We start from the raw sequence: 18,041 nt of genomic DNA on the forward strand, positions 1-18,041 counted from the left end.
ATGGCCCATTGCGGCGGCCCACGGATTCAAGCCTGCGTTCGGGCACACCGAGCCTAGGCGAGGTGCCGAGTGGTGGGGCAAGAGCCTTTTTGGTTACTTTTGGGGCTCTTTTCCAAAAGTGACCCGCTGTAAAAGCGGAACCCATAGCAGCCGTTACCGCAGAAACGGATATGTACTCGGGTCCAATCCAACATCCTGGTCGGCCCTGAGGCCGCTATCGGGGGCAAGCCCCCTCCCACATTGGGCCGAGGCGTGTCAGTTGGGTAGCTATGGGCTGGGAGACCGCTATCGGGGGCAAGCCCCCTCCCACATTGGGCCGAGGCGTGTCAGTTGGGTGGCTATGGGCTGGGAGACCGCCATCGGGGGCAAGCCCCCTCCCACAGTTTGTTTCGGTGACACTCTTAGAACACCGACCACCCAATCCGCTCGCTCAACAACTCCAACGCCTTGATCCCCGCCAGCGAGTTCCCCGCTGCGTTCAACTCCGGCGACCACACGCACACGGTAAACTGCCCCGGCACCACCGCGACAATCCCGCCGCCTACCCCGCTCTTGCCCGGTAACCCTACGCGATAAGCAAAATTGCCCGCCTCGTCATACAGCCCGCTGGTGGCCATGATCGAGTTGACTTGTTTGGTCTGACGCGCGGTCAGGATCTGCTCGCCACTGTGGGCGCTCACGCCTTCGTTGGCCAGGAAGCTGAACGCCCTGGCCAGGTCCAGGCAGCTCATCTGCAAGGCGCAGTAGTTGAAGTAACTGTGCAGCACCGCGTCCACATCGTTATGGAAGTTGCCGAAGGCTTTCATCAGGTAGGCCATGGCCGCATTACGCGCACCGTGCTGGGCTTCGGATTCGGCGACCACGCTATTGACCAGAATCTGCGGATTGCCCGACAGCCGCCGCACAAAATCGCGCATCGACAGGATCGGCACGGCGAAGCGCGACTGATTGATGTCGCAGATCACCAGCGCGCCGGCGTTGATAAAAGGATTGCGCGGTCGGCCGCGTTCGAATTCCAGCTGCACCATCGAGTTGAACGGTTGCCCCGACGGTTCATGGCCCAGGCGCTCCCAGATGCTTTCGCCGCCGTGGTCGATGGCCTGCACCAGGCTGAACACCTTGGAAATGCTCTGCACCGAAAACAGCGTATCGGCATCGCCGGCGCAATAGGCTGCGCCATCGTTGCCGTATACCGCGATGCCAAGCTGGTTGGCGGGTACGTCGGCCAGGGCGGGAATGTAATCGGCGACTTTGCCGAGGCCGATCAGAGGCCGCACTTCGTCGAGGATCGACTCCAGCAGCGCCTGCATGTTTTGTCCTGTCATCTTCTCTGGATCAGTGGTGAACGAGGCGCGGAGGATACTTCACTGGGCGCGAAAGCCCCACACAATCTCCACCATCCGCTCGGCGACCACTACATAGATCAGGATCAGCAACAGCTGCAACACCAGGTGATAACGCAGCTTGGCCATCCGCCGAATGCCGTCGCTGATGTTCAGCAGCATCAGTACCGTGGACAGGATAATCAAGCCCCAGCCCGCGACATGTGAGGCGAACATGCCGATAAACAACTCGCGGGGCCCTACCAGCGCATTGGTCCCCGCAGCGAAGAGCAGCGCGCATACCAGCAGGTTCTTCACGTTGTCGAAAATCTGTGTGCTCAGGTCGTTTTCCAGCAACGCCAGATACCGCGTCCATAAGGTGCGCATGCTTGAGTACCGAGTGGGAAGGCTCGACAGTCAAGGTAGTTCAATTGGCAAAGCTGTCGAGCTTTGGAGGCGATCGCATTGCACGGGAAAATGCGCAGATCACGCTATTAAATGCAAACTCCTGATAATGATTAAAATCGTAATTCCCTATTTTAATAATTAGGTTAGAACCAATCGGCCTTTTACAGATTCAGCCGTGCGCCCTATTTTCACGCTACGGACCGACCCCCTGCCCGGTGGAGGCTTGTTTATCGACTTCAACAAGGACCTGACCATGAGCATCGAATTCATCGGCTACATCGGCGGCCACCACGCCTCCGAGATCCACCCGCGCAGCGGCCCGACGCTGCAACCCGATTACGTCGAACGCGTGGCGCGCGCCCATGAAGAGGCCGGCTTCGACCGTGCCCTGGTGGCCTTCCATTCCAACAGCCCGGACAGCACGTTGATCGCCGCCCATGCCGCCAACGTGACCCAGCGGCTTAAATTCCTGATCGCCCACCGCCCAGGCTTTGCCCAACCCACATTGGCCGCGCGCCAGTTCGCCACGCTGGACGTGTTCAACGGTGGACGCACCGCCGTGCATATCATCACCGGCGGCGACGACCGTGAACTGCGCGCCGATGGCAGCCATATCGGCAAGGACGAGCGCTATGCGCGCACCGACGAATATCTGAGCGTGGTGCGCCAGGAATGGACCAGCGACAAGCCTTTCGATTTCGCCGGCACCTACTATCAGGTCGAAGGTGCGCACTCCAGTGTGAAGTCGCCGCAACAGCCGCACATCCCGGTGTACTTCGGCGGCTCGTCGGCGGCGGCGATCGCGGTGGCGGGTAAGCATGCGGATGTGTATGCGCTGTGGGGCGAGACCTACGAGCAAGTGCGCGAGGTGGTGGCGCAGGTGCGGGCCGAAGCGGCGCGGCATGGGCGCACGATTCGCTTCAGCTTGTCATTGCGGCCAATCCTGGCCGAGACCGAGGAATTGGCCTGGCAGCGGGCGGACACCATTTTGCAACAAGCCACGACGCTGGCCGAGACCAGCGGTTTTGTGCGGCGCGAACCGCCCAATGAGGGCTCGCGGCGATTGCTGGCAGCGGCGGCGCAAGGCTCACGGCTGGATAAGCGCCTGTGGACCGGGATTGCCGGTTTGCTCGGCGCGCAGGGCAATTCCACGGCACTGGTGGGCACTGCCGAACAAGTCGCCGAGGCGCTGCTGGATTATTACGACCTGGGCATCACCACCTTCCTGATTCGCGGCTTCGATCCGCTCAACGACGCGATCGACTATGGGAAGAAACTCATCCCGCTTACCCGCCAACTGATCGCCGAACGCGAACAGGCCAGGCAAGTGGCTTGAGAACTCACTGTGAGGGCTTGCCCCTCCCACCCTTGTCTGCATTTCAGCATTGGGATTGGTAGCAGTTGCCAGCAGTTGCCAAGACCTGGGTGAATCGCTTTATCGAATGCATGAAGTCTTCGGCCTGAACGCGATCAATTGTGGGAGGGGGCTTGCCCCCGATGGCGGCGGATCAGTCAACATCCATTTACCTGACCCACCGCTATCGGGGGCAAGCCCCCTCCCACCCTTGTCTGCATTTCAGTATTGGGATTGGTAGCAGTTGCCAAGACCCGGGTGAATCGCTTTATCGAATGCATGAAGTCTTCGGCCTGAACGCGATCAATTGTGGGAGGGGGCTTGCCCCCGATGGCGGCGGATCAGTCAACATCCATTTACCTGACCCACCGCTATCGGGGGCAAGCCCCCTTCCACACTTGTCTGCATTTCAGAGTTCACGCGCCAGGAATGGCGCCGTGCGGCTGTCCTTGTGGTTGGCGACTGCCTGCGGCGTACCACTGGCCACCACCTTCCCACCCGCATTGCCGGCTCCGGGCCCGATATCGATCACCCAGTCACTCTGCGCCACCACGCGCATTTCATGCTCGACCACCACCACCGTATGCCCCGCTTCCACCAATTGATTGAGCTGGCTGAGCAAGCGGTCGACATCCTTGGGATGCAGCCCGGTGGTCGGTTCGTCCAGCACGTATAACGTGGCGCCCCGCGCCGTGCGTTGCAGCTCGGTGGCCAGCTTGATGCGCTGCGCTTCACCGCCCGACAACTCGGTAGCCGGCTGGCCCAGGCGCAGATAGCCCAGACCGATATCGCGCAGCACCTGCAGGGCGCGCAGCACGCCAGGCTGTTCGGCAAACACCTCGACGGCCTGCTCCACGGTCAAGCCCAGCACTTGGGCGATGTCCAGGCCTTGCCATTTGACCGCCAGGGTCTCGGGGTTGTATCGCGCACCGTGGCAGGTCGGGCATGGCGCATACACGCTGGGCATGAACAGCAATTCGACGCTGACGAATCCCTCGCCTTCGCAGTTCGGGCAACGGCCCTTGGCGACGTTGAACGAGAACTGCCCCGCATCGTAGCCACGCTTCTTCGCTGCCGGCGTGGCGGCGAACAGTTTGCGCACGTTGTCGAACAGCCCGGTATAGGTGGCAAGATTGGAGCGCGGTGTACGACCGATGGGTTTCTGGTCCACCTGCACCAAACGCCGGATCTGCTCCAGGCCGGCGCTGATGCGGCCTTCGCTGGCGGCTGGGGCAGCGTCTTCCAGGCTGGGCTCGTCGGTGTTTTCCAGCACACGCCCCAGGCCGCTGCTGACCAGTTCCAGCAGCGCCTGGCTGACCAGGCTGGATTTGCCCGAACCGGAAATCCCGGTCACCGCCGTGAAGCAGCCCAGCGGAAAATCCACGGCAAGATTCTTCAGGTTGTTGCGCGTCACCCCTTGCAGCTTCAGCCAGCCACTGGGTTCACGCCGGGTGGGATTCAAGGCCCGCGGTTCGGCAAACAGGTAGTCACGGGTCTGCGAGGCTGCGACATCCGCCAACCCCGCAGGCGGGCCGCTGTACAGGACTTGCCCGCCGTGCTCGCCGGCGGCCGGGCCGACGTCGATCAGCCAGTCGGCGCGGCGCATGGTTTCCAGGTCATGCTCCACCACAAACAGCGAATTGCCGGCCGCCTTCAAACGCGCAAGCGCGCTGAACAAGGCTTCGCCGTCAGCCGGATGCAGGCCCGCCGAAGGTTCGTCCAGCACGTAGATCACCCCGAACAATTGTGAGCCCAGTTGCGTGGCCAGGCGCAAACGCTGCAACTCCCCGGACGACAGCGTCGGCGTGCTGCGCTCCAGGGACAGATAGCCCAGGCCCAGCTCGATCAAGGTACTGACCCGTTCGAGCAGATCCTCGGCGATGCGCTGGGCGGCCAGGCGCTTTTCCACCGACAGTTTCATCTTGTCCTGCCCCGCCGCCACCGGCCGCAGCAGCTCGGCCAGGCGGGTCAGGGACAGTTGCGACAGCTCACCGATATCCACCCCGGCAAACTTCACCGACAGCGCCGCCCGGGTCAGCCGCTTGCCCTCGCACAACGGGCAGGCACTGCCTTGCATGAACTGCGACACGCGCTTTTTCATCAGCGCGCTTTGGGTATGGGCGAAGGTGTGCAGGATGTAGCGCCGCGCACCGCTGAAGGTGCCCTGGTAACTGGGCTCCAGCTTGCGTTTCAAGGCATCGCGGGTCTGTGCCGGGGTGAAGCCGGCGTACACCGGTACGGTGGGGGTTTCCTCGGTGAACAGAATCCAGTCGCGCTGCTTTTTTGGCAGGTCACGCCATGGAACGTCCACGTCATAGCCCAGGGTCACAAGGATGTCCCGCAGGTTCTGGCCTTGCCATGCCAGCGGCCAGGACGCCACCGCGCGCTGGCGAATGGTCAGGGACGGGTCGGGCACCATCAGTGCTTCGGTCACTTCATAGACGCGACCCAGGCCATGGCATTGCGGGCACGCGCCTTGGGGCAGGTTCGGCGAAAAGTCCTCGGCGTACAGCATCGCCTGCCCCGGCGGGTAGCGGCCGGCGCGGGAATACAGCATGCGGATCAGGCTCGACAAGGTGGTCACACTGCCCACCGAGGACCGCGCACTCGGGGTGCCACGTTGCTGTTGCAGGGCCACGGCGGGCGGCAAGCCTTCGATACTGTCGACATCCGGCACGCCGACCTGGTCGATCAGGCGTCGCGCATAGGGCGCCACCGATTCGAAATAGCGGCGCTGGGCCTCGGCATACACGGTGGAAAACGCCAGGGACGACTTGCCGGAACCGGACACACCGGTAAACACCACCAGGGCATCGCGGGGAATATCCACGTCGACGTTACGCAAGTTGTGTTCGCGAGCGCCGCGCACCCGCACAAAGCCGGTGTGCTGGACGGTCGGTGGAGGAGTGTTGCGCTGTGAAGTCATGAACAACCTTGTCTGGCGGTGAGAACGCTGCGTACCCGTTGCGTCAGGGCGTCGGGACTGTAGGGTTTGCTCAGCAGGTGAATATCGGCGCTCAGCAGATGATTGGAGGAAAGAATGTCGCGGGTGTGGCCGGAGGTGAACAGCACCGGAATCGGCGGCACCTGGGCACGCGCCCAGTTGGCCAGGTCGATGCTCTTGATGCGGCCGGGCATCACCACATCGGTAAAGATCAGTTCCGGTTGCAGGCCGGACTGCAGCTTGGCCATGGCCTGATCGCCGTCTTCGGCCGTCAACACCGTGTAGCCCGACTGCGTCAGCAGCTCCACCACGGTCAGGCGCACGCCTTCGTTGTCCTCCACCACCAGGATGGTTTCCTGGCCGGTGCAAGGGCTCTCCAGGTCAATGTCCGGTTCGACATGCTCCGGTTCCAGGCTGCGCGGGAAATACATCTGCACCACCGAGCCTTTGTTCTCCTCGCTCCAGATGTCGACATGCCCGCCGCTTTGACGGACAAAACCAAACACCATGCTCAGCCCGAGGCCGGTGCCCTGCCCTTCGCGCTTGGTGGTGAAAAACGGTTCGAACGCGCGCTTGAGTACCGTCAACGGCATGCCCGCGCCGGTGTCGGTGACCGCCAGGCGTACATACTCGCCGGGTTTGATGCTTTTGCCCGCGCATTCGGCCGGGTTGAGAATGATGTTCTCGCCGGTGATACGAATCACCCCCTCGCCTTGCATGGCATCGCGGGCATTGATCGCCAGGTTGAGCAGCGCGTTTTCCAGCTGGTTGCGGTCGACGTTGATGCACCAGGAATCCTGCGGCAACTGCACGTCGATATGGATGGTCTCACCCAGCGCGCGTTGCAGCAGTTCACCGAGGCCGGCATAGATACGCTGCGGGTTGTACACCGCTGGCGACAAGGGCTGACGCCGCGCAAACGCCAACAGTTGCGAGGACAAGGTGGCCCCGCGTTCCACCGCGGCAATCGCGGCGGAGACGCGCCGCTGTACTTGCGCGTTGTCCGGCTCATGGCGGGCCAGCAGGTGCAGGTTGCCGGCGATCACTTGCAGCAGGTTGTTGAAGTCGTGGGCCACGCCGCCGGTCAGGCCGCCAATCGCCTCCAGCTTCTGCGACTGGCGCAACTGCTCCTCGGCGGCGGAACGCGCTTGCACTTCGGCCGCTACGCGCTGCTCCAGATTATGGGTCAGCTCCTGGCGCACCCGCTCGGACTTGACCAGTTCAGTGGTCTCGACCACGATCGCCAGCACCCCGGCCGGTTGCTGGTTATCCCCGGCCACCGGACTGTAGTAGAGGTCCAGCCACAAGGTTTCCGGCCTGCCATGGCGCGACAACACCAATTCCTTGTTGTTGAACGACAAGGTGCCGCCAGCCAGGCATGTGTCCACCACATGCCGGTTGAACTCGGCCACCTCCGGCCAGCCCAGTTCCACCGGCGTGCCCAGCAGGTACGGGTGGCGACCACCGGCGAACACCGAGTAGCTGTCGTTGTAGATCATGTAACCGGCGCGCCCCCATAGCATCACCATGGGCACGGGCGAAGCGAGCATCATCTGCACGGTGCAGGCCAGGCTGGTGGACCAGCGATCGATCGGGCCGAGGTCGGTGCCTGACCAGTCAAACGCGCGAATTCGCTGGGCCATTTCACCGGCCCAGCCTTCACAGCCGTGGGAGTTGGATAAAAATTGCATGATCGGGCTCTGGGCAATGAGAAGGCAGTCGCAAGTTTTGGAGCGCGGCGGCGGTAGATGGTTTCATCTTGTCGAACTTGGGCCGAATAAACCACTGGCCTCAGTGAAAATCCCGGCTGCGCACTACAATGCCGTCCAGCAGCGGCGACAGGTCGGTCAGGCGCCCGGCGATCAAATGCCGCACCTCGCCCACCGCCTCCCAACGCCCGTCCACCTTGAGCAGTCGCGAGCCGACCAGGGCCTTGCGCTGACGTTCGGCCAGGTCGCGCCAGACCACCACATTGAGGTTGCCGAACTCATCTTCCAGGGTGACAAAGGTCACCCCACTGGCGGTGCCGGGACGTTGGCGCCCGGTGACCAGCCCGGCCACGCTCACATTGCGCCCATGCTCCACGCTCAGCAGCTCCTGGGAACTGCGGCAGCGGCGCTTGCGCAGTTCCGCGCGCAGCAGCGTCAAAGGGTGCGGCCCCAGGGTGGTGCCGAGCGTGGCGTAATCGGCGTGCAAGTCCTCGCCCACCGTGGGTTGAGGCAACGCCACGTCTGCTTCATCGGGGCTCGGCAGGCCGGCAAACAGGCCCAGTTGGGTCTGCACACCGGCCACCTCCCAGCGGGCCTGATGCCGGTTACCGGCCAACCCGCGCAAGGCGCCGGCATCCGCCAGCAAGGCTTGGGCGCGCGCATCCAGGCCGGTGCGGGCGTCGAGGTCGGCGATGTCGCTGAATGCACGGCACTGACGCACGGCCTCGATGCGCCGCCCATCGTCTTCGCGAAAGCCCGAGATCATGCGCAGACCCAGGCGAATCGCCGGTTGCTCGCCGTCGATGGGTTCCAGGCTGCAATCCCAGTCGCTGGCCTGCACGTCCACCGGGCGAATCTGCAGACGATGACGGCGCGCGTCCTGCAGGATCTGGTCCGGGCTGTAGAAACCCATTGGCCAGCTGTTGATCAGCGCGCAGGCGAAAGCCGCCGGCTCATGGCATTTGAGCCAGCAACTGGCGTAGGTCAGCAAGGCAAAACTGGCCGCGTGGGACTCGGGAAAACCATAGCTGCCAAAGCCTTTGATCTGCTCGAAAATCTGCGCGGCAAAGGCTTCGGTGTAGCCGTTTTTGAGCATGCCGGTGCGCAGCCGCTGCTGATGCGGTTCCAGGCCGCCGTGGCGTTTCCAGGCGGCCATGGAGCGGCGCAACTGATCGGCTTCGCCTGGGCTGTAGTCGGCGGCGACCATGGCGATCTGCATCACTTGTTCCTGGAACAACGGGATGCCCAGGGTACGTTTCAACACCACTTCCAATTCAGGCGATGGATACGTGGTGGGCTCTTCCTTGTTCCTGCGACGCAAATACGGATGCACCATGCCACCCTGGATCGGCCCCGGCCGCACGATGGCGACCTCGATCACCAGGTCATAGAAGGTTTTCGGCTTGAGCCTGGGCAACATCGACATCTGCGCCCGCGATTCGATCTGGAACACGCCGATGGTGTCGGCCTTGCTGATCATCGCGTAGGTGGCCGGGTCTTCCTTGGGAATAGTTGCCAAGCTCCAATTCTGGTGGCGATGGCGGCGCAGCAAATCGAAGCAGCGACGGATCGCGCTGAGCATGCCCAGGGCGAGAATATCCACCTTGAGCAGGCCGACGGCGTCGAGGTCGTCCTTGTCCCACTGGATGATGGTGCGCTCGGCCATGGCGGCGTTCTCCACCGGCACCAGGGTGTCCAGCGGGTATTCGGAAATCACGAAGCCACCGGGGTGCTGGGACAAATGCCGGGGAAAGCCGATCAATTGCCCGGTCAGGGTCAGTACGCGGCGCAGCAGCGGGCTGTCCGGGTCGAAGCCGCTTTCGCGCAGGCGCTCCAATGGTGGCGCGTCGTCACTCCAGCGCCCGCAGCAGTCGGCCAATGCGTTGACCTGGTCCGCCGGCAGCCCGAGGGCCTTGGCCACATCGCGCACCGCGCCGGTCGCGTGGTAACTGCTGACCACTGCCGTCAACGCTGCACGGGTGCGGCCATAACGCTGGAAGACGTATTGCAGCACCTCTTCGCGGCGCTCGTGTTCAAAATCCACGTCGATATCCGGCGGCTCGTTGCGCTCCCTGGACAGGAAGCGTTCGAACAGCACATTGCTCAGGCTCGGGTTGATCTCGGTGATGCCCAGGGCAAAACACACCGCCGAGTTGGCCGCCGAACCGCGCCCCTGGCACAGGATCGAACGGCTGCGGGCAAAGCGCACGATGTCGTGCACCGTAAGGAAGTAACTTTCGTAACCCAGCTCGCTGATCAGCGCCAGTTCCTTGTCGATCTGCGCCAGGGTCTTGGGGTCGATGCCTTCGGGCCAGCGCTGGGCAATGCCTTCCTGAGTGAGGGTGCGCAACCAGGATTCGGCATCATGGCCTGCTGGCACCAGCTCACGCGGGTAGTGATAACGCAACTGGCCGAGGTCGAAGGTGCAGCGCCGCGCGATGGCCAGGGTTTCATCGAGCAGGGCTTGGGGGTACAGCGCGGCCAAGGCTTCGAGACTGCGCAGGTGCCGCTCGCCATTGGGGTGCAAATGCAGGCCGGCTTCGGCCACAGGGACGTGATGGCGGATGGCAGTCATGGTGTCTTGCAGGGCGCGGCGGCCGCGCGCATGCATGTGCACATCACCGCAGGCGACCGCCGGGATCTGCAGGCTGGCCGCCAGTTGCAGGCGTTGTTCCAGATGGCGCGCATCGTCCTGTCCGCAATGCAGGTGCACCGCCAGCCACAGGCGCTCGGCAAAGGTGCGGCGCAGCCACTGGATATTGGCCTGAGTGTCGCTGTCTTGCGCCACCCACAAGGCCAGCAGGCCGGGCAACGGTTGCTCGAAGTCTTCCTGCAGCAGGCGGTAGCTGCCCTTTTCGGCGCGGCGTCGGGCCAGGGTGATCAAACGGCACAGGTGCTGGTAACCGCTCAGGTTTTCGACCAGCAGCACCAGTGTCGGCCCGTTCTCGATGCGCACTTCACTGCCGATAATCAGCGGCAACTCCAGCGCTTTGGCCGCCTGCCAGGCGCGCACGATGCCCGACAGCGTGCACTCGTCGGTAATCGCCAGGGCGCTGTAGCCTTGGCGTTTGGCACGCTCGAACAATTCCAGCGCACTGGAGGCGCCGCGCTGGAAGCTGAAGTTGGACAGGCAATGCAGCTCGGCGTAACTCATGCCTGCCCCGTCTCTGTAGGAGCGAGCTTGCTCGCGAAAAACCCTGGGGCACCGCATTCATTCAGGTGCCCCGCGTTATCGTTAACTATCTTCGCGAGCAAGCTCGCTCCTACAGGGGGTGGTGGCCTGTTGGTGTTCATGCGAACCAGCCTTGCAACCACAACCCATCCTGTTGCCCCACCGTGCGGTAGGCCCAGCCTTGCTGGCCGGCACGGGTCTGGATGAGGTAATAGTCGCGGCGGATATCGGCGCCATCCCACCAGCCGGATTCGATGCGTTCCGGTCCCATCAGGATCTGTACGCCCTGCTCGGCCAGCAAGGTCGGCTGGTCCAATAACCAGCCAGGGCGCCGCACCTTGTTCAAGGTCGGGCATGGACGGGGATCAACGGCGGTTTGCCAGGCGCATTCAGGGCGATGGTCGGCGTGAAAGCGCAGGCCCTGCACCGCTTCATCACCCAAGCGTGCGCGCAGACGTTCGCGCAATTGCTCCCAGGGCAGGGTCTGTTGCGGGCGGTCGTCGAACAGGTCCTGGCGCTGCGGCACGAACACCGGCAAGTCCTGGGCCACCAGGCGAAACCCGCGCACAGGCGCCGTGACTTGCACCTGTTCCAGGCGCCCACGGGCCAGTTCGAACAGCATCGAGGGCTCGCGTTCGGCACTCAGCAGGCCGACCTTGATCACACTGTCCGGTGCCTGGGCATGCTCCAGGTGCAGGTCGAAACGCTGCACGCCACTGTCACGCCCGCTCAGGAAGGCGGACAAGTCAGCAGTCAGGCGGCGCAAGGGAAACAGCAACGCCTGGTGGGATTGCACGTCGAAATTCAACTCGATGCGCACATCGAACCGGTCCGGCGGTTGATAGAACCCCAGGGCCAACGGCCGCTGCCCGGTCAGGGCATCGAGGTGCTTGAGCAGGCTGGCGTCAAAGCGCCGCGCCAGGGTATGCCGGGGCAGCGCCTGCACGTGGGCCAACGTGCGCAGGCCCATGCGCGACAAGGCGCTGGCGGCCTGCGGGTCAATCCCGGCGCGGTCGACCGGCAGTGGCGCCAGGGCCTGCATCAAGGCGCTGTCATCGGCCACCGCCAGGCCATCGTAACGATTGGCCAACACCCGCGCCGCCGCCGGATTGGGCGCGGCGACGATGCGATGACGAAAGCCCAGCTCGGTCAACTCCTGGCGCAAGCGCGCTTCGAACTGCGGCCAGGGCCCGAACAGGCCCAGGCTCGATTCGATCTCGAACAGCAAGGCGCGCGGGTAATACACACTGACCTGGGAGCTGAAGCGGTAGGCCCAGGCGGCCAGAAATTGCTGGCAGCGCTCGATGTCCAGCGGGTCGTATTCAGCGCAGGCAAAGGCTTTGGTCAGGGCATGCGCCGCCGTCAGCGACTGGCCGGGACGCAACCCCAGGGCGCGGGCGGCGGTATTGACGGTTTGCAGCACGCGTCGCTGCGGCGTACCGGCCAGCAGTGCCAGCGGCTGATCGGGCTCGGGATGGGCCCGCAGCACGGCGTCCAGCGCCAATTGCGGGAAAACAATACAAACCCAGCGCATGGCAACCTCAATGCCCCGCCAGGGCAATCGGCGCCGGGTGGGCCAGGCCGCCCCGGCATTTGAGCACGCGCACTTGTGCCGGCCTTGACTCGACCGCCAGGCGCAAGGCGGCCGGCGATGGATTGATCGCCTCACTCAAGGAGCGCCAGGCAAACGCCAGGGTCTGCCCGGTTTCCGCCGCCACCTGCAAACGGCGCAAGGCCCGGTCATCGGCCTTGTGCGGCCAGCACAACACCGCGCCGCAACTGCCGGAGCGCAGGCATTGCTCCACTGCCCACAGCGCATCGCGCTCCTGGGCCTGGATCACCGCGAGCTGGCGAACATCCACCCCTGCGTTCTGCCAGGCGTGGGGATACGGCGTGTAGGGCGGCGCCACCAGCACAATGCGCTCGCCCAGCGCCGACAAGCGCGCCAGGGTCGGCAGCACCAGTTGCAGTTCGCCCACGCCCTCCCTGGCCATCAGAATTTCACTCAAGGCCGCCTCCGGCCAGCCGCCGCTGGGCAGCACCGCGTCCAGCGCCGCCAGCCCCGTGGGGTGCACACTGGCCGGTGGCGCGGCGGGCCGGCCCTTCCAGACTCGCCCACCATTGAACAGCGAGTCCAGGGCAACCACGGCGCCCATCAGCCTTGCCTCACCAGGCCGCAGAACACCCCTTCGATGGCCAGGTCCTGATCGGCCCCGACCACGATAGGCTGATACGCGGGGTTGCGCGGCAGCAGGCGCACCTTGTCGCCAGTGCGCTCGAAACGCTTGATGGTGACTTCACCGTCCAGGCGCGCCACCACAATCTGCCCGTTCAAGGCCTCGGCACTGCGCCGCACGCCCACCAGGTCGCCATCGAGAATGCCGTCCTCGATCATCGAATCGCCCTGCACACGCAGCAGGTAGTCCGGGGTTCTGGCGAATGTGGCGGGGTCCAGTTGCAGGCGATTGTGCACTTCGGCATCCGCACCGATGGGCAGGCCCGCGGCCACACGGCCGAGCACCGGGATATCCAGCCATTCCGGGCGCGACGGTTGGTTGAGCAGGCGAATACCACGGGCCTGGTTGGGGTTGACTTCGATAAAGCCGGCTTCGCTCAGAGCCACCACATGCTTGCGGGCGACGCTGCGCGAGGCAAAGCCGAACGCCTCGGCGATCTCGGCGAGGCTGGGGGGCTGGCCTTGCTGCGCGATGCGGTCGCGGATGAAGGTCAGGATGGCGGTACGGCGGGGGGTCAGGGTTGTCATGGAGTACATTTGTACTCCTGCGGGGAATTTCTGACAATAGCCGTCAGTCGGGGGTGGGGTTGGGATTGGGGGTTGGGGGTTGGCCTGAAAATCAGAAGTGAGCATGGTTTAAATGTGGGAGGGGGCTTGCTCCCGATGGCGGCCTCAGGGCCGACCAGGATGCTGGATTGGAACGAGTACATATCCGTTTCTGCGGTAACGGCTGCTATGGGTTCCGCTTTTACAGCGGGTCACTTTTGGAAAAGAGCCCCAAAAGTAACCAAAAAGGCTCTTGCCCCACCACTCGGCACCTCGCTTAGGCTCGGTGTGCCCGCAATCCGACATTGATGTGGGGGGCCGCCGCCACGCGCCATCCATGGCGCGGGGCGGCTAAACCGGCGTCCTGCCGGTTTACCCCCCACATCAATATCGAATTGCGGCCAGCGTGGTTTAACGGGGCGCCTAAGATCAAAAGCAAAAGCAAAAGCAAGAGCCGCTCGCTTCGCATCGTGGATACGCTGTTTGTGTGGGAGGGGCGGTGCGACGATTCGACTTGCCCCCGATGAGGGAGAGTCAGTAAGTGCATCCGTGACTGACACACCGTCATCGGGGGCAAGTCGAATCGTCGCGCCGCCCCTCCCACCTTTGGATCGGGATCGACACAAGATACCGGTCGGCTCCAAGGCCGCCGCGCTATAGGTCTGATCCTGGGCCCTCCGTCAACCCACGCTGGCCGAACTCAACCACCCAGCAACATCATCAAGCCGCACGGCTCTTCCTGTTCAAACTCTCCATATCAATCACAAACCGATACTTCACCTCCAGGTTATGCGGCGCAGCGACGGTGTTGAGAATGAAGTCCAGCCTGCGCCCGGCAGCTGAAACGTTCAACCGAGCACGTCCATACAATTCGCGTTGCGCTGCGCCCCCTAACCTCACGGCTTTCGAACCCGCAGAAGCGCTGGAGAATGGGCATGCGTAACAAAGCAATCAAGGTATCCGTGGCACTGACGCTGTTGGCAAGCGCAGTGATCAACAGCGCGCTGGCCGCCACCCCAAGCGTCGCCGTGGCGCCGCAATATGACACCAGCCACGTGTATGTGGCGCCCGTCGATGTCGAGCGTTTCGCCCAGAGTTTCCTTGCCACGTTTGGCGGCAAAAGTACGCCCCAGGTGGTGGTGAATGTGCTGCCGGTGCCGAGCAGCACCACCTCGCAATTGCTGCAGACCCCGGCGGGTACGGTGTCGTTGTTCGGCTTTACCACGCCCGTGCCGCACCCGTTCGGCCAGGAGCGCAACGGCTATCTGGTCAAGGACATGGACGTGGCGCTCAAGGCAGCGCGGGACAACGGCGCCGATGTGATCGTCAGCGACTTTCCCGATCCGATTGGCCGTGACGCCGTGGTGCAATGGCCGGGCGGCGTCAACATGCAGCTCTACTGGCACACCAAGACCCCGGATTACGCGGCGTTCGAGACCGTTCCGGAAAACCGCGTGTATGTCTCCAACGACAGCGCCGAGCGCTTTATCAAAGCGTTTCTCGGTTTCTCCCATGGCAAGGTGGTGAGCGACGACAAGCACGCGCCGGCCGTTGATGTCGGCCAGGCGGGCGGCACTTATCGACGCGTGGAGATCGAGTCGCCCTTCGGGCGCATGGCCGTGCTGGTCACCAATGGTCAACTGCCCTACCCGTTCGGCCACGACACCACCGGCTATCAGGTCAACGACCTGGCCGCCACCCTCGGCAAGGCCACCGGGTCCGGGGCCAAGGTGCTGGTGCCCGCGTTCGACAGCAAAGGTCGGCGCAGCGCACTGGTCGAATTCCCCGGCGGTTACGTCGCGGAAATTCACCAGATCACCGCGGCAAAATGATTCGTCACACAGGCTGGAGCCTGGCCGTGCTGTGGCCGCTGCTGGTCGGCAGCGTCCATGCCGAGGATCAACCGAGCCGACCGGCACTCAAGGCCAATCGCTGGCAGGAAGACTGGTCGGTGCTCAAGGATCCGGCGCTGCGCACGCAGCCGCTGGACAACCTCAAGTACATCCCGCTGTCCGGCACCGACCCGTTCACCTACCTGTCCCTGGGCGCGACCTTGCGCGAGCGTTTCGAGATGAATGACGCCAGCGGTTTCGGCGTAAAGAACGTGGCCCGTGATCGCTATTTGATCCAGCGGTTTCAGGTGCATGCCGACCTGCATTTGAACCAACACTGGCGCGTGTTCACCCAGCTTGAAGACGTGCGCGCCTACGACAAGTCCACCCTCGGCGGCGCCGATCAGAACCGCGTGGATCTGCGCCTGGCCTTTGCCGAATACGTGAACACCTTCAGCAGCGGCACGTTCAAGAGCCGGATCGGCCGTCAGGATTTCGCCTTCGACTTGCAGCGCTTCATTTCGTCACGAGACGGCCCGAATGTGCGGCAGTCGTTCGATGCGTTGTGGGCCGACTGGGAAACCCCGAACTGGCGCTTTATCGGGATCGCCAGCCAACCGGTGCAGTACCAGGATGGTCGGCATTTCGACGACAAATCCAACAGTGATGCGCGCTTTCACCTGCTGCGGGTCGAGCGCCTGGTGGGCGGCACGAACGAGCTGTCGGCCTACTACGGCATGTACGAGCGCCGCGCGGCGCACTACCTGGACGCTGATGGCGACGAGACGCGCCAGTTGTTCGATGCGCGCCTGGGGGGCGCGGCACAGGGGTTCGACTGGGACATCGAAGCCATGCTGCAAGGCGGCTCGGTGGGCAGCAAGGATATCCGCGCCTGGGCCGGCGGCAGCCGCACCGGCTACACCTTTGACAGCCTGGCGTGGAAACCGCGCGTGGGCCTGCAACTGGACATCGCCTCCGGTGACCGCAAAAGCGGTGACGGTACCGTCGGCACCTTCAACCCGCTGTTCCCCAACGGCTATTATTTTTCCCTGGCAGGCTATACCGGCTACAGCAACCTGATCCACGTCAAGCCGTCGATCACCGTCAAGCCCATCGCCAAGCTCAGCGTGCAAACCGCCGTCGGCCTGCTGTGGCGGCAAACCACCGCGGACGCCGTCTACACCCAGCCCAGCGTGCCGGTCGCCGGTACCGCCGGTCAGGGTGAACGTTGGACCGGCGCCTACGGTCAGTTGAGAACCGACTACGCCTTCACGTCGAACCTGACCGGCGCGGTCGAAGCCGTGCACTACGCGGTCGGCCAGACCCTGCGCGATGCCGGCGGACACGACAGCAACTACCTGGGCATGGAGCTCAAGTTCAGCTGGTAACGCTGGCAAGCACACCGATACAAGCCGCGCGGCGACTTTTGGCGCAGGCTTTCGAGGCATGAGCCCATGCGGATTTTTAACCCACTCTTTTCATGCAGACAAAGGAGTTTCAGATGAGCACATTCGTTGCCAAAGACGGTACCCAGATCTATTTCAAGGACTGGGGCAGCGGCAAGCCCGTGTTGTTCAGCCACGGCTGGCCACTGGATGCCGATATGTGGGAATACCAGATGGAATACCTGAGCAGCCGTGGCTTTCGCACGATCGCGTTCGACCGTCGAGGCTTTGGCCGCTCGGACCAGCCGTGGACCGGCAACGACTACGACACCTTCGCCGACGATATCGCCCAGTTGATCGAACACCTGGACCTCAAGGACGTGACCCTGGTGGGCTTCTCCATGGGCGGCGGTGATGTGGCCCGCTACATTGCGCGCCATGGCAGCGCACGGGTCGCCGGGCTGGTGCTGCTCGGCGCCGTGACGCCGATCTTCGGCCAGAAGGACGATTACCCGCAGGGCGTGCCCAACGACGTATTCGATGGCATCAAGGCCGGCCTGCTGAAGGATCGCGCGCAGTTCATCAGCGATTTCAACACGCCGTTCTTCGGGCTCAACAAAGGCCAGAAAGTCTCGGACGGTGTGCTCACCCAGACCCTGCAGATCGCCCTGCAGGCCTCGCTCAAATCCACCGTGGATTGCGTGACCGCGTTCTCGCAGACCGACTTCCGCCCGGACATGGCCAGCATCGATGTACCGACCCTGGTCATCCACGGTGACGGTGACCAGATCGTACCGTTCGAAACCACCGGCAAGGTCGCGGCCGAGATGATCGAGGGCGCGCAACTGAAGGTGTACAAGGACGCGCCCCACGGATTCGCCGCCACCCACACCCAACAGCTCAATGAAGACCTGCTGGCGTTCCTGAACCGCTGAAAATCCCACATTTGGATCGGAATCGACACAAAATACCGGTCGGCTCCAAGGCCGCCGCGCTTTTGCTTTTGATCTCAAGCGCCCCGTTAAACCACGCTGGCCGAACGCAGGCTTGAATCCGTGGGTAACCCGGCAGGACGCCGGGTTAGCCGCCCCGCGCCAGGGATGGCGCGTGGCGGCGGCCCACGGATTCGAGCC

General features: G+C 63.6%; 12 protein-coding genes. 4 read left to right on the top strand and 8 right to left on the bottom strand.

Features of this window, described 5'->3' with window-relative positions; genetic code table 11:
* Nucleotides 1-401 precede the first annotated feature (401 nt).
* Both glsB and CIB54_RS26490 read right to left on the bottom strand, forming a co-directional pair.
* Nucleotides 402-1,310, bottom strand: a complete 909-nt coding sequence (gene glsB / locus CIB54_RS26485; RefSeq protein ID WP_065952363.1) for a glutaminase B — start codon at nt 1,308-1,310, stop codon at nt 402-404.
* Between the two features lie 54 nt (nt 1,311-1,364).
* Nucleotides 1,365-1,709: a hypothetical protein gene (locus CIB54_RS26490; RefSeq protein ID WP_101221415.1), complete on the bottom strand. Its 345-nt coding sequence runs from the start codon at nt 1,707-1,709 to the stop codon at nt 1,365-1,367.
* A 274-nt stretch (nt 1,710-1,983) separates the two neighbouring features.
* On the opposite strand from CIB54_RS26490, the gene CIB54_RS26495 reads away from it, so the two are divergent.
* Nucleotides 1,984-3,066 (top strand): LLM class flavin-dependent oxidoreductase, encoded by a 1,083-nt coding sequence (locus tag CIB54_RS26495; protein WP_101221423.1) that lies wholly within the window; start codon nt 1,984-1,986, stop codon nt 3,064-3,066.
* Nucleotides 3,067-3,493: 427 nt separating this feature from the next.
* Here CIB54_RS26495 and uvrA read toward each other — a convergent pair whose 3' ends face one another.
* The 6 genes from uvrA to lexA all read right to left on the bottom strand — a co-directional run bounded on the left by uvrA (nt 3,494) and on the right by lexA (nt 13,682).
* Nucleotides 3,494-6,010 (bottom strand): excinuclease ABC subunit UvrA, encoded by a 2,517-nt coding sequence (gene uvrA, locus CIB54_RS26500; protein WP_101221416.1) that lies wholly within the window; start codon nt 6,008-6,010, stop codon nt 3,494-3,496.
* Complete coding sequence (locus tag CIB54_RS26505) at nt 6,007-7,719, bottom strand: ATP-binding protein (protein WP_101221417.1); 1,713 nt, start codon at nt 7,717-7,719, stop codon at nt 6,007-6,009. Before CIB54_RS26505 ends, uvrA begins: the two co-directional genes overlap by 4 nt.
* 100 nt (nt 7,720-7,819) lie before the next feature.
* The gene (locus CIB54_RS26510; RefSeq protein ID WP_101221418.1) at nt 7,820-10,891 is read right to left on the bottom strand and encodes an error-prone DNA polymerase; all 3,072 of its coding nucleotides are present in this window, start codon (nt 10,889-10,891) and stop codon (nt 7,820-7,822) included.
* 136 nt (nt 10,892-11,027) lie between these two features.
* The gene (locus CIB54_RS26515) at nt 11,028-12,443 is read right to left on the bottom strand and encodes a Y-family DNA polymerase (RefSeq protein ID WP_101221419.1); all 1,416 of its coding nucleotides are present in this window, start codon (nt 12,441-12,443) and stop codon (nt 11,028-11,030) included.
* Nucleotides 12,444-12,450: 7 nt separating this feature from the next.
* Nucleotides 12,451-13,065, bottom strand: coding sequence for a translesion DNA synthesis-associated protein ImuA (gene imuA, locus CIB54_RS26520; protein ID WP_101221420.1), 615 nt, complete (start codon nt 13,063-13,065; stop codon nt 12,451-12,453).
* Nucleotides 13,065-13,682: a transcriptional repressor LexA gene (gene lexA, locus CIB54_RS26525; RefSeq protein WP_065952356.1), complete on the bottom strand. Its 618-nt coding sequence runs from the start codon at nt 13,680-13,682 to the stop codon at nt 13,065-13,067. The genes imuA and lexA overlap by 1 nt, the downstream gene beginning before the upstream one ends.
* Nucleotides 13,683-14,626: 944 nt before the next feature.
* On the opposite strand from lexA, the gene CIB54_RS26535 reads away from it, so the two are divergent.
* The 3 genes from CIB54_RS26535 (at nt 14,627) to CIB54_RS26545 (ending at nt 17,843) form a co-directional block, all read left to right on the top strand.
* On the top strand, nt 14,627-15,523 hold the full coding sequence (locus tag CIB54_RS26535; RefSeq protein ID WP_101221421.1) for a VOC family protein: 897 nt from the start codon (nt 14,627-14,629) through the stop codon (nt 15,521-15,523).
* Nucleotides 15,520-16,911 (top strand): alginate export family protein, encoded by a 1,392-nt coding sequence (locus tag CIB54_RS26540; protein ID WP_101221422.1) that lies wholly within the window; start codon nt 15,520-15,522, stop codon nt 16,909-16,911. Before CIB54_RS26535 ends, CIB54_RS26540 begins: the two co-directional genes overlap by 4 nt.
* Nucleotides 16,912-17,024: 113 nt before the next feature.
* The gene (locus CIB54_RS26545; RefSeq protein ID WP_065952353.1) at nt 17,025-17,843 is read left to right on the top strand and encodes an alpha/beta fold hydrolase; all 819 of its coding nucleotides are present in this window, start codon (nt 17,025-17,027) and stop codon (nt 17,841-17,843) included.
* Nucleotides 17,844-18,041 lie beyond the last annotated feature (198 nt).

The organism is Pseudomonas fluorescens, from assembly GCF_002837185.1.
GTDB lineage: Bacteria > Pseudomonadota > Gammaproteobacteria > Pseudomonadales > Pseudomonadaceae > Aquipseudomonas > Aquipseudomonas fluorescens_AM.